This window comes from Maridesulfovibrio sp., from assembly GCF_963676065.1.
In the GTDB taxonomy this organism is placed as follows: Bacteria; Desulfobacterota; Desulfovibrionia; order Desulfovibrionales; family Desulfovibrionaceae; genus Maridesulfovibrio.
Genome location: NZ_OY780933.1, coordinates 3,631,371 through 3,643,143, shown reverse-complemented (window position 1 = coordinate 3,643,143; position 11,773 = coordinate 3,631,371). Strand labels below are relative to the sequence as shown.

Genomic DNA, 11,773 nt, shown 5'->3' with positions numbered 1-11,773 from the left:
CCGCGTCAACAGTCAGGTTTTTGATAACTATCCTTTATCAATGAACATTGCCACCATCTGTCCAAGTACGGCGTCAGCTTCGTCATGCGGGACCTGACAGGTTCCGACCTGCTTATGCCCGCCGCCGCCGAATTTGAGCATCACACTGCCTACATCTACTTTGCTGGTGCGGTTTAAGATGCTGTGCCCCACGGAGAAAACAGTGTTCTGCTTCATCTTTCCCCAGATAATCTGGATGCTGATATTGCATTGCGGGAACATCGAGTAGAGGGTGAATCTGTTACCGGGGTAGATCTCATCCTGCTCACGCAGATCCAGGATGGCTACATTGCTGAACATTTCGGTCCTTTCCTGCAGCATCTCGCGGAACTTTTTGTCTCTTTTAAGGTAGAGATCCACACGTTCCTTTACATCCGGCAGGCTGAGGATTTCATGGATGGGCAATTCACGGCAGTAATCGATGAGGTGTTCCATGAGTTGATAATTGCTGACATTGAAGTGCCTGTACCTGCCCAGACCTGTTCTCGGGTCCATGATAAAGCCGAGCATGATCCAACCTTTCGGGTCGGCAATCTCTTCCGCGTTGAGGTCTCCGCTGTCCACCTTGTCTACATAGTGGAGCATTTCGTCGAATTTATCGCCGAATTTTTCATGACCACCGAAATATTCCCAGATAACGCGGGCTGCACTTTTAGCCGATTTGGACATGCCTTTGTAGTCCATCGTCATGTCGAGGCGTTCATCCTCACTGGAGTGGTGGTCAAACCAGTAGCCGCATCCTTCGATGTACGGAACGTTGGCGACGATGTCGTTTGGGTCGCCGGGGTAGCGTCCGTCCTGCACATCTTTGGGGTGAACAAACATCCAGTTGTCCATGATCCCGATTTCTTTAAGCAGAACCGCACAGGCCAAGCCATCAAAGTCTGATCGTGTCAAAAGCCGCATTAAACTCTCCGTATTCTGAGAATAATTATTGAAAGCATATTAATAATTTTTGCAATACTTAATTGAAATCGAGCCTAATTACAATCCCATTTTAATTATAGATTGCCTTTGTTTTAAATTTCTAAAGCAATTATTTAATAACCAGTACCGGGCAGTCGACGGTATGCAGCACTTTATGAGTTACGCTGCCTACTACCAGACCCTCAAGGTCGGACTTACCCTTGGAGCCCATAATGATAAGGTCGCAATGCTCGGTTTCGGCAACAGACTTAATGGATTTTGCAGTGGAACCGCCGAGTATTTTTTCTTCATAGCTAATGTTTTTCCCTTTCAGCAGGGCAGTCTTCTTTTCAAGAATTGCGTAGGACTCGCGGGTGGCGTTATCGATTGCTTTTTGAAAGTTGGGCTCACCCAGTCCGGTGGGAACAGGGCGGTGGCAGTGTAGGAGAATAAGGCTGGCACCGGATACTTCCGCGAGAGCGATACTATATTTTACAGCGTTGTCGGAATGTTTGGAGTCATCTACAGGAATAAGTATTTTTGAAAAAATCATGTCGGGTCTCCTTTGGGACGGTTTATGAGGATATTACTGTAAGCTGCGCTTTGCTGCAACTTTCTCTATGTAAGCTTTTTAAAAAGTTCAGATTTGAGTATGGCTGAACGACTGACCAGTGAAAAAAAATGGCAGTTTAAGCCTTTTTTTATTGCTTAAATAGGGGTGTTTTGGGTGTTTTTTATTGTTTTTATCTCAATAAAACAATGCTTTATACATAAAAAATAGCATAAAATAAAAAATTTTCAAAAACGGTTGACAGGAGACCAAACTGAACGTAGATACTGTTTTCAGTTGATGTCGCTCTGACGAGTTCAGAGTGGATGTCTGCAAAGGCTGGTGTAGCCTTCAGGTGTAGCAAGTTTCCTGCTCTCGAAGACTGTAGGGGTTTTCGGGGGAAAGTTTGAAAGCTTATCCTGATAAAGTTGGATGACGATTCAGCCGCATCAGCATTTTGTTAAGAACTACTTTGGCACAGCACGGGGGGAAGCCCGCATCTCTCCCCGGGTAGTACGGACATCAACTTTGGTCGAATAAAACTTCAAATGTGCGGAGACGTTCCGGATACTTGGTTTTTAACGATCAGCTTAGTAAAACACCTTCCGTTTCCATTCCTTAAAGCATAGGCCCCTCCCCACCGGAGGGGCTTTTGTTCTTTACGGCAAAGGTGAGTGGGTATTGGTTCTGGGGAAGTTAGGAAATCATTGTGCGTAAAGGCTCCAGTTAGGCGTGTGACCTCTTTCAGAGTTGACCTTTGCGTTATTTTGCGTGTAAAGATTTTTGTGTCGATAAATTTCAACAAATTGAAATAACGAGACTTTATAATGACCAAAAAGGATACAGTTTTAAAGGCGGCCAAGGAGCTCTTCGGTGAGTTGGGCTACAGTGGTACGACCTTCAAGAAAATTGCTGACCGTGCCGGAGTGGCTGTGGGGCTGCTTTCTCATCACTACGGGAATAAAGAAAAACTTTTTCGCGCGGCAGGTTTTGATGTGGCTGAACGGTTGACCCGGACCTTGCAGGATGAAGTTGTACAGGCTGAGAATGGTTTTGAAGCTGTTTATAGATTCGCTCGTTGTTATCTCGATTTTTCGGTCAATCCCGATGAAGATTTTCTGGTTCTGATCAGGTGTTCGCCTTACAGTGACCTGAAAACCGGTGAAGATCGGGACGCCATGGTTCATAAATTTGTTCAGATCCCCGTACTGCTTGAAAACTGCGTCGCACGAGGTGTGCGTGACGGCTCAATTCCGAATCTGCCTGTGTCCGAAACCGCATCTGTAGTCCTTTGTAATCTTGTCGGCGCGGTCAGAACGAATCTGCTGACCCCTTACAGTCCGCCGAGTCTGTATCAGGAAATTCTTAATTTTATCAGCAGAGCGCTTAAAGCGTCATAAATATAAGATCGAATAATATTATTTTTGTTGCCCCGGACGGTTTTAAACTGTCCGGGGTTTTTTTGTTTGTGCTGCAATGATGCGAGGGAGTTGTGGACAAAGTGCGTGACACATGGTTTATTGTACATAAGTCCAAAGTAGTTACATTCAGCTTTATGAGAGGGACCATGCGTGTAGTAATAACCGGAGGAACCGGATTTATCGGGAAAATTCTGAGCCGTGAGCTGGTCGCAAAAGGATATCAGGTGATTTGCCTGACAAGATCCAGCCGCGCTTCTGAAATTTCCGGGGTGCGTAATGTTGTCTGGGATGGTGAAACTTCCGCGGGATGGCTGGAATATGCCGACGGTGCAACAGCCATTGTAAATCTTGCTGGAGATAATATCGCTTCCGGACGTTGGAACCCTGCTAAAAAGAAAAGTATTCTCGAGAGCCGGGTGAATGCGGGCCTGGCGGTGAGTGAAGCTGTAGCCAAGGCGAAAGTGAAACCTCAGGTGGTGATTCAGGGGTCAGCTGTCGGATATTACGGTAACTGCGGTCCTGAACCGGTCAATGAAAACTCCTCGAAGGGGGACTTGTTTCTTTCCGATGTAGTTGAAAAATGGGAAGCCAGTACCGATTCCGTGGAGCGGCATGGCGTGCGCAGGGCGATTATACGGACCTCGATGGTTTTGGGTGATGGCGGAGCACTTGCGAAGATGATGGGTCCGTTCAGGTACGGGGTCGGCAGTTATTTAGGGCATGGGGGTCAGGGCGTTTCGTGGATACATATTAAAGATGAAGTCCGGGCCATACTTTTCCTGATTGAAAATAAAAAATGCAGCGGAGTATTCAATCTCAGTTCCATTCATCCGGTGACTTTCAATAAATTTGCTGATTCCCTCGCGGCTGTGTTTGATAAAAAAGTCCGGCTGCGGGCGCCTGCTTTTGTGCTGAAGCTGGTGCTGGGGCAGATGGCTGAAGAAGTCCTGCTGGGTGGTCAGTTTGCTCTGCCTGTAAAACTTATCGACGCCGGATTCAAATTCAATTTTACCGAAGCCAGAGATGCTTTGTGTGATATTATAAAGTAATCAAGTCGCCCGGTACGTGCGGGCGTGGATTACTTATTCCACTTGCGCGAATATTTTTTCTTTTTACCGGATTTACGCTTGGCCCGTTCAGCCAGTTCGGAGGTGTTTTTCTGCGCTTCTTCTTTGAGTTTGAGGTAATTTGCCAATCTTCGTTCGGTTATGGTTCCGTTTTCAAGGGCTTCGCGGACAGCGCATCCCGGTTCCCGTTCGTGGCTGCAATCTGAAAAACGGCAAATCTCTTCTGCTTCCACTATCTCGCTGAAAGCCCTGTTTATGCCGGAATGGCAATCATGCAGCTGTAATTCGCGTATGCCGGGTACATCCACAAGCAGCGTTCCGGATTCCATCACGTGCAGGGAGCGGGTGGTGGTTGTGTGGCGTCCTTTATCGTCTCCAAGGCGGATAGATCCCGTCTTCTCTTTTTCCGTGCCGTTAATCGTATTCAGCAGGGTGGTTTTGCCTACTCCCGAGGAGCCAAGCAATGCGATTGTCTCTCCGGGTTTAAACCATTGCTGCAAACACTTTACACTCTGCTGGTCTTTGCCGTTGACGGTTACTATCTGCAAGGATTTGAAGAGGTGTTCGGCTTGTCTGCGATATTCCTGCGCTTCTTCGGTCAGGTCTTCCTTGGTCAGGACCAGTACGAAATTTATACCGGCTTCAAGGGCAAGTGATATGTACCGTTCAATGCGGTTCAAGTTGAACTCACTATTGCAGGAGGAGACAATGAAGAGTGTATCGATGTTGGCGGCGATGGGTTGCAGCTTAATTTCCTGACCTGGTGCCATCCTTTGCAGCAGACTGGTGCGTTCCAGCACTTTCACCGGGACCATTGTCTTACTGTCCATCAGCAACCAGTCGCCTACGGTAGGTTGTTCGTTCAGGCTGCCGATGCCTTTTCCGGCGATTTTCAGCAGCATTTCTGATTCTCCGGTGGAGACTACCAGATGTCCCTTGTGGGTCATGGTCACTCTTGCAGGGATCAATTCAGTGCTATTTTCAACTTCCAATTGATCCTTGAAATGTTTTTTCCAGCCCAGTTCATCTAGAGAATAATGTTTTTGATTCAAGTAATCCTCGATGGTGAAGATAGTGGTTAATGTGTTTACCGCAATTCATAAATCTAAAATACAATCGGCCATCAGACAAGAGCTGATAGTTGATATCGCTGAATTAGGCAATAAGTACCCTTGCGTTGTTCCGTGACCCTTCCATTGTCAGCAACGGTGTGTTAATTAATAACTAAGGACTGATATCCGGTTGCTGAACCAGTTGAACAGCGGGAGTGGAGTATGAGCAAAGAAGTCCGGGACCTGATCCAAGCGCATATGCCTGATTACAAGAGTTCCCGTTTCGGGAATCTGTATACGGATACCACGGAATTCATGAATATTGATTTCAGCGATGTTATCAAGCTTGGGGACGAACATTTTTTTGTTTCAAAGAACGAAATGGAGCGCCGTTTCGGCCTCTCCGATCCTAAGTACTGGGTAAAACGATGCAAGCGGCTTGAGAACGGTCAGCCTCAGATCCTTAAGCTTGTTTTTTATGAGAATTTTCCCATGAATATCGGTCCCTTCAAGATCGAATGTTACCGCAGTCCCCGTAAAGAAGCCCGTATCCTTGATCTCGTCCGTGGAGATATGCGTTTTATGCAGGGCTATTCCGAAAATGATTCCGTGGGGAACAATGTCCGTGTTCTGGATATCATACGCGGCAAGCGTCTTGATGTCTGGGTTTATAATATTTCAGTGGATCATCGGACTTATTTTCATGAATATTTCCCTGATATCCTTGAAAAATATATCGGAGCTTGCGAGGCGATAAAATTTTTGCACGATAACGATGAAAAGCACGGTGATATCCGGCGTGATCATCTCTGGGTGGAGTATGATACCGGGGATTATCGCTGGATCGATTTTGACTACGCATTTGAGCTTTATGAGAATCCTTTCGGTCTCGATGTGTTCGGTCTCGGTAGTATTCTGATCTATCTGGTCGGTAAGGCTAATTTTACTCCCCAGACTGTGCGTGACCATGGAATTGATTTCTCCAGTCTGTCTTCCCTCACCTCCGGGGATTATTCTGTGATCATTGGCAACAGGATCGTGAATCTGCGCAAGATTTATGAATATATTCCCGCTTCATTAAATAATATCCTTATGCACTTCTCCGCTTCCAGTTCGGTCTTTTATGAGAGTGTGGATGAACTTTTATTCGATATGAACAACTGCTTGAAAGAAATACGCGCTTTGTGAGTAGGAGCGTGTCCATTAAAATGCAGGAGGTATACCGCGATGAAAAATATGAAAATGCTGATTGCTTTTGACGGTTCGGAAAATTCATTTAACGCGATCGAATATGTGGGCAATATTGCCCGTCATTGTGCCGGGTGCGAGATTGTGATTCTTTATGTTGAAAGGTTGCCGGATAAAGATCTTTTCAACGATGATGCATCCTGGGAAAAGCAGTGCGCCGAAAATGAGCGGTCCATGAAGGAAAAACTGGCTGAGGCTGCCAAGACACTTCTTTCCATGGGGGTTCATCCCGAAGAAGTGAAGACGGAATATTTTGCCAGTTGTAAATCCCCGTTTCATGAAACAGATATTTGTTCCGTTGGGCGCAGTATAGGGATGGATATTTTACGTATCCGGGAAGAAGGCGAGTTCGGGACTATTGTTATAGGCAGGCGCGGTGTAAGCAAGGCCGAAGAATTCCTGTTCGGTTCAGTTTCTACTAAAGTGGTCCAGTCGGCAGTTGGATGTACAGTGTGGGTGGTGAATTAATTATCATTCGGATTGTATGTGTGAGGACTGTATGCTGAATAAGGTTGGTTTATTTTTACTGATTGCGTTGCTTTGTTTCGTCTCGACTGTTCAGGCAAAGTCGAAGGTTTTGTTTATTGAGAGTTATCATTCCGGTTATTTATGGGATCAGGAGGTCCGGTCCGGTCTAGAATCAGTTTTGCAGGATAAGGTTGAGCTATATAATTTCCAGATGGATACGAAGCGGTTGGGAACTACAAAGTATGGTGAACGCGCACTTAAGGCTTGGCAATATTATTTGAAAGTGAAGCCGGATATTGTTGTATTGTCAGATGATAATGCCATGTTTCTTTTGTCTAAATGGTTACTGGAGACAAATACCCCTGTTGTATATGTAGGCATCAACGATAATCCACGTAAATATGCTCCTTTAGGTAAAAATATAACAGGAGTACTTGAACGACCTCTTTATAAAAGAACAATTAAGTATTTGAAAGAAATGTTGTCTTTCGATAATGAGAAAGCTCTTATTCTGATGGACAACGGAACTACATCCAGCGTTTTCAGACATTCTGTGTTTGTAGATAGGGATAGCATAGTTATAGGCGGTGTTCAAACCGATGTTAAATTATTTACCGATTACGATAAGTGGAAAAATGCAGTTAAAAATGCCGCCAATGACGGTTACAAGGTTATAATCATAGGTTTGTATCATCGCTTGTTTGATAAAGGCCGTAATGTTGATGGCGAAAAAGTGCTCTGCTGGACCTCGGAAAATTCCCCTGTACCTGTTTTTGCTTTTTGGAAAATGAGTGTCGGCGAAGGAAGGGCCGTTGGCGGATTAGTACTGAGTGGTGAAGCGCAGGGCCGTGCCGCTGCGGAAATTGTATTGAAGATTATCGGTGGTAAACCTGTTAATTCCATAGCGCCTGTTATTCCGGAACAAGGGAGTTTTATCTTTAGCCAATCGGAACTCGACAGGTGGAAAATAAGGCTGCCCCGCGATATCAGGAAGCGGGCCCATATTGTTAAGTAATGATACGGTAATGTCTCCATTGGGTTACGATGTGTCTTTACTGCTTGACCGTCTGTGAAAGCTTATTTACAAAAGTTTACTTTTTGGCGAAATAGCAAAGCAGGTGAATGATGGATAATAAGTTGAATCTTCTTTTTTTGTGTACAGGCAATTCCTGCCGTAGTCAGATGGCGGAAGGGTGGACCAGGCACCTGAAAAGTGACCGGATTAATGTATATTCCGCAGGGATTGAAATACACGGCCTTAATCCGGCTGCGGTAAAAGTTATGAAAGAAGCCGGAGTGGATATATCCGGCCATAAATCACAGCATATTGATGAATTTAAGGATGTCCCTATTGATATTGTAGTTACGGTCTGCAATCACGCGCATGAGACCTGCCCTTTTTTTCCCGGTGGCAGCAAGGTGGTTCATGTGGGCTTTGACGATCCGCCGCAAATGGCGAAAGAAGTCGCGCAGAAGGGTGGCTCGGCTGAAGATCAGCTGGATTGTTACCGCAATGTCCGGGATGAAATCATGAAGTTTGTGGAAGCTCTGCCTGAAGGTCTGGTTGAGTAAAAAATATTATTGTAGTTCAATTTTTAGAATCCCTCTGCTGTTCAGCCGGGGGATTCTGCTTTTTGGTATTGCTAATTTCGGGTAAGATACAGGTATAAAATTTGAGCCTAAGATTAGTGTTTTTTTGCTTTTTGTCGTTCTTTGGTCTCCTTTGATTCTTTGATCAGCATTTTCATGTTGTCTTTTTTAGTAAATCCGTAATAAAAAGCATTTTGAATAAAGTGGATCACAAAGTGGCTTTCGAAAAAGCAATAATTTTTTTACAAGGCGGCAGGCGAGATGGAATCTTTGCGAGAGTTGTACCGTATCGGAGTGGGACCTTCTTCCAGTCATACAATGGGACCGCGTATGGCTGCAGAAAGTTTTTTGAAAAATCATTCTGATGCATCCCGTTTCAGGGTGACACTTTTTGAGAGTCTTGCCGCAACAGGTAAGGGCCATCTCACTGACTGGGCCATTATAAGTGTTCTCGGTGAGGAAAAAACAGATTTAATCTGGAAAGCCGAGGATAAAATGCCCGAACATCCTAACGGAATGCGCTTCGAGGCTTTGGATGATTCAGGGGCTGTTCTCGGAGAATGGAAGGTTTACAGTGTCGGCGGCGGAGCCATTCGTGAAGAAGGTGCGTCGTTATCTTTATCCTCTCCAGTTTATGATTTGGCGACAATTACCGACATCATGGCTTATTGCGCTGACAAAGGTATTTCTTACTGGGAGTATGTGGAGCGTTGTGAGGGACCGGAAATCTGGTCTTTCTTGCGCGAAGTATGGAAAGTGATGGAAGAATCACTCGAGCGCGGTCTCGATGAGGAAGGAGTCCTGCCCGGTTCCATCGGGTTACGCAGGCAGGCTAAATCCTATTACCGGCGTACAAAACTTGCCGGGCCGGAAATGCAGTTTACCGGGATGACTACAGCCTATGCTCTTGCTGTTTCCGAAGAAAACGCTGCGGGCGGGGTTATCGTTACCGCACCTACCTGCGGGTCCTGCGGTATTGTTCCGGCTGCTCTACGTTATCTTAAGGATATTCAGGATCTTAAAGAGAACGATTTGATCCGTGCCTTGGCCACTGCCGGGTTGTTCGGCAACGTAATCAAAACAAACGCTTCAATATCCGGAGCCGAAGTAGGCTGTCAGGGTGAGGTCGGTACGGCCTGCGCCATGGCTTCAGCCGCGGCTACCCAGCTGATGGGCGGAACTCTGCGCCAGATAGAATATGCGGCGGAAATGGGGCTTGAGCATCATCTGGGATTGACCTGTGATCCCGTGGACGGTTTGGTGCAGATTCCATGTATTGAACGCAATGCCTGTGCGGCGACCCGTGCCCTTGCCCGTGCCCAGATGTCCATCCTTTCTGATGGCTCCCACCGCATTCCTTTTGATGAGGTAGTGGAGGTGATGAAAGAAACAGGTCATGACCTGCCCAGTCTTTACCGTGAGACTTCAGGCGGCGGACTGGCCAAAGTATATAATGATCGCGCGAAGTAAGGAGTCCATTTTAGTATAAATGACAGGCTACCTTGTGTTCGCTTTCAGTCTCTTGCAGTTCCGGTTTGGTCCGGGAGCAAATTTCCATGGACTTAGGGCAGCGAGGGTGAAAGCAGCATCCGGGGGGAGGTGAAATAGGGCTGGGCATATCTCCTTTAATAATTACATCTTCTTCCTGTCTTTCCGGATCAGGAACCGGGACAGCTTCCAGAAGGATTTGAGTGTAGGGATGCTGCGGATTTTTATAAAGTTTTTCAGCTGTGGTGATTTCTACAATCTGTCCCAGATACATAACTGCGACCCGATCACTGATATGACTGACCACTGAAAGGTCATGGGAAATAAAAACGTAACTCAGTCCGAATTCACGTTGAATTGATTTAAGCAGGTTGAGGACCTGCGCCTGTACGGAAACATCCAGTGCGGAAACTGGTTCGTCACAGATTATCAGGTCCGGGTTCATGGCGATTGCCCTTGCTATAGCAATACGCTGACGCTGACCGCCGGAAAATTCGTGAGGATAACGTTTATAGTGTTCCGGGCGTAAACCTACCTGTTCCAGCAATTCTTCCACCCGTTTCTGTATCCATGATTTGTCGCCTGATTTATGGATACGCATGGATTCGGAAATAATGCTTCCTACTTTTTGGCGTGGATTGAGCGAGGAATAAGGGTCCTGAAAAACCATCTGAAGCATGGCTCCGCGTTCGATTGCGGTCCACTCGTCAAGTTTGCGGTCTTTAAAAAGTATGCTGCCTTGATCAGGTTTTTCCAGTCCGGTCAGCAGACGGGCCAGAGTTGATTTGCCACATCCAGATTCGCCGACCAGCCCGAGCGTTTCACCTGTTTTCACCCCAAGGGTGACTCCGTTTACCGCTTTTACCGTAGCCTTGGACATGGACAGTAGTCCGCCGCTGACAGGGTAGTGACGTTTGATGTCTTTTATTTCCAGTATGTTATTGCTCATTATTAGTCCGTAAGTCTATGCGTGCAGCCAGCAGCGCACCTGTCTGTTTTCTATATTTAGAAGACGTGGTTTCTGCTCTCGGCAGAGGTCAAAAGCCCGTTTACAGCGGGGATGGAAACTGCAACCCTGCGGCAGGTTTTGCAAGGCTGGAACATTACCGGGAATGGGGGTGAGATCTTCCTTGCAGCCCAGCCTAGGTACGGAATTGAGCAGTCCTTCTGTATAGGGGTGCAGCGGTTCTTTAAACAGCTCAGAAATGGAAGCTGATTCCACAACCTGCCCGGCGTACATGACCGTTACCCGTGTTGCCACACGCGCCACAACGCCAAGATCATGGGTTATGAGCATCAGCGAACCGTTCATTTTGTGCTTTAATTCATCCAGCAGCCTTAGAATCTGGGCCTGAATGGTAACGTCGAGTGCTGTTGTCGGTTCATCCGCAATGAGAATTTCCGGCGAGCAGACCAGCGCCATGGCGATCATTACCCGCTGACGCATGCCTCCGCTTAGTTCATGGGGGAAATTATTAATCCTTTTATGAGGATTGGGAATGCCGACCAGCTTAAGGGCGTCCACTGCTGCTTCTAGAGCCTGTTTCTTATCCATTCTTTTATGCAGGCGCAGTGTTTCGCTGATCTGATCCCCGATTTTGAAAACCGGGTTGAGCGAGGTCATGGGTTCCTGAAAAATCATGGACAGCCGGTTGCCGCGAATTTTCTGCATTTCCTCTTCGGATAGCGTCACAAGATCCTGATCGCGGTATATCACCTGCCCAGCCGTTATACGTCCCGGGGGATCGGGGATAAGACCCATCACCGAGAGGGATAAAACCGTCTTGCCGCAGCCTGATTCACCGACAATGGCTAAAGTTTCTCCTTGCCCTAAGTCCAGACTGGCATTATCCACAGCCTTGATGATCCCGCCCGGAGTGGCGAAAGATGTAGTCAGATTCTTGATTTTTAAGATTGGTGCGGTCATAAATGGTGAGTTATGTA

Annotated in this window: 12 protein-coding genes; 7 read left to right on the top strand and 5 right to left on the bottom strand. The window is 46.6% G+C overall.

What is annotated here, in order from left to right; translation table 11 throughout:
* Positions 1 to 27: 27 nt before the first annotated feature.
* Together ACKU35_RS16325 and ACKU35_RS16320 are read right to left on the bottom strand one after the other, a co-directional pair.
* The gene (locus ACKU35_RS16325; RefSeq protein WP_319760874.1) at positions 28 to 945 is read right to left on the bottom strand and encodes an exopolyphosphatase; all 918 of its coding nucleotides are present in this window, start codon (positions 943 to 945) and stop codon (positions 28 to 30) included.
* Between the two features lie 130 nt (positions 946 to 1,075).
* Positions 1,076 to 1,498 (bottom strand): universal stress protein, encoded by a 423-nt coding sequence (locus ACKU35_RS16320; protein ID WP_319760872.1) that lies wholly within the window; start codon positions 1,496 to 1,498, stop codon positions 1,076 to 1,078.
* An 824-nt stretch (positions 1,499 to 2,322) separates the two neighbouring features.
* On the opposite strand from ACKU35_RS16320, the gene ACKU35_RS16315 reads away from it, so the two are divergent.
* Positions 2,323 to 2,895: a TetR/AcrR family transcriptional regulator gene (locus ACKU35_RS16315; RefSeq protein ID WP_319760870.1), complete on the top strand. Its 573-nt coding sequence runs from the start codon at positions 2,323 to 2,325 to the stop codon at positions 2,893 to 2,895.
* A gap of 167 nt (positions 2,896 to 3,062) precedes the next feature.
* Positions 3,063 to 3,965: a TIGR01777 family oxidoreductase gene (locus tag ACKU35_RS16310; RefSeq protein ID WP_319760869.1), complete on the top strand. Its 903-nt coding sequence runs from the start codon at positions 3,063 to 3,065 to the stop codon at positions 3,963 to 3,965.
* 29 nt (positions 3,966 to 3,994) lie between these two features.
* Here ACKU35_RS16310 and rsgA read toward each other — a convergent pair whose 3' ends face one another.
* The gene (gene rsgA, locus ACKU35_RS16305; protein WP_319760867.1) at positions 3,995 to 5,035 is read right to left on the bottom strand and encodes a ribosome small subunit-dependent GTPase A; all 1,041 of its coding nucleotides are present in this window, start codon (positions 5,033 to 5,035) and stop codon (positions 3,995 to 3,997) included.
* 222 nt (positions 5,036 to 5,257) lie between these two features.
* Here rsgA and ACKU35_RS16300 point away from each other — a divergent pair, with 222 nt between their 5' ends.
* From ACKU35_RS16300 to ACKU35_RS16280, 5 genes are all read left to right on the top strand, one after another.
* A complete protein-coding gene (locus ACKU35_RS16300; protein ID WP_319760865.1) occupies positions 5,258 to 6,223 on the top strand; it encodes a serine/threonine protein kinase in 966 nt (321 codons plus the stop codon).
* 39 nt (positions 6,224 to 6,262) lie between these two features.
* Positions 6,263 to 6,751: a universal stress protein gene (locus ACKU35_RS16295; protein WP_319760863.1), complete on the top strand. Its 489-nt coding sequence runs from the start codon at positions 6,263 to 6,265 to the stop codon at positions 6,749 to 6,751.
* 31 nt (positions 6,752 to 6,782) lie between these two features.
* Positions 6,783 to 7,766 carry an ABC transporter substrate binding protein gene (locus ACKU35_RS16290; protein WP_319760861.1) on the top strand — a complete coding sequence of 328 codons (984 nt, stop codon included), beginning with the start codon at positions 6,783 to 6,785 and terminating at the stop codon, positions 7,764 to 7,766.
* 110 nt (positions 7,767 to 7,876) lie between these two features.
* Complete coding sequence (locus ACKU35_RS16285) at positions 7,877 to 8,323, top strand: arsenate reductase ArsC (protein ID WP_319765424.1); 447 nt, start codon at positions 7,877 to 7,879, stop codon at positions 8,321 to 8,323.
* A gap of 279 nt (positions 8,324 to 8,602) precedes the next feature.
* Positions 8,603 to 9,811, top strand: coding sequence for an L-serine ammonia-lyase (locus tag ACKU35_RS16280; RefSeq protein ID WP_319760859.1), 1,209 nt, complete (start codon positions 8,603 to 8,605; stop codon positions 9,809 to 9,811).
* A gap of 10 nt (positions 9,812 to 9,821) precedes the next feature.
* On the opposite strand, the gene ACKU35_RS16275 is transcribed toward ACKU35_RS16280, so the two are convergent.
* Positions 9,822 to 10,778 carry a dipeptide ABC transporter ATP-binding protein gene (locus ACKU35_RS16275; RefSeq protein ID WP_319760858.1) on the bottom strand — a complete coding sequence of 319 codons (957 nt, stop codon included), beginning with the start codon at positions 10,776 to 10,778 and terminating at the stop codon, positions 9,822 to 9,824.
* A gap of 15 nt (positions 10,779 to 10,793) precedes the next feature.
* Positions 10,794 to 11,756 carry an ABC transporter ATP-binding protein gene (locus ACKU35_RS16270; RefSeq protein ID WP_319760856.1) on the bottom strand — a complete coding sequence of 321 codons (963 nt, stop codon included), beginning with the start codon at positions 11,754 to 11,756 and terminating at the stop codon, positions 10,794 to 10,796.
* Positions 11,757 to 11,773 lie beyond the last annotated feature (17 nt).

What these genes read in the sequence shown, in the direction of transcription:
- ACKU35_RS16295 (WP_319760863.1), top strand. Translation starts at nt 6,263, where the DNA reads ATGAAAAATATGAAAATGCTGATTGCTTTTGACGGTTCGGAAAATTCA.
- ACKU35_RS16275 (WP_319760858.1), bottom strand. Translation starts at nt 10,778, where the DNA reads ATGAGCAATAACATACTGGAAATAAAAGACATCAAACGTCACTACCCT.
- ACKU35_RS16280 (WP_319760859.1), top strand. Translation starts at nt 8,603, where the DNA reads ATGGAATCTTTGCGAGAGTTGTACCGTATCGGAGTGGGACCTTCTTCC.
- ACKU35_RS16270 (WP_319760856.1), bottom strand. Translation starts at nt 11,756, where the DNA reads ATGACCGCACCAATCTTAAAAATCAAGAATCTGACTACATCTTTCGCC.
- ACKU35_RS16310 (WP_319760869.1), top strand. Translation starts at nt 3,063, where the DNA reads ATGCGTGTAGTAATAACCGGAGGAACCGGATTTATCGGGAAAATTCTG.
- ACKU35_RS16315 (WP_319760870.1), top strand. Translation starts at nt 2,323, where the DNA reads ATGACCAAAAAGGATACAGTTTTAAAGGCGGCCAAGGAGCTCTTCGGT.
- ACKU35_RS16285 (WP_319765424.1), top strand. Translation starts at nt 7,877, where the DNA reads ATGGATAATAAGTTGAATCTTCTTTTTTTGTGTACAGGCAATTCCTGC.
- ACKU35_RS16320 (WP_319760872.1), bottom strand. Translation starts at nt 1,498, where the DNA reads ATGATTTTTTCAAAAATACTTATTCCTGTAGATGACTCCAAACATTCC.
- ACKU35_RS16300 (WP_319760865.1), top strand. Translation starts at nt 5,258, where the DNA reads ATGAGCAAAGAAGTCCGGGACCTGATCCAAGCGCATATGCCTGATTAC.
- ACKU35_RS16325 (WP_319760874.1), bottom strand. Translation starts at nt 945, where the DNA reads ATGCGGCTTTTGACACGATCAGACTTTGATGGCTTGGCCTGTGCGGTT.
- ACKU35_RS16290 (WP_319760861.1), top strand. Translation starts at nt 6,783, where the DNA reads ATGCTGAATAAGGTTGGTTTATTTTTACTGATTGCGTTGCTTTGTTTC.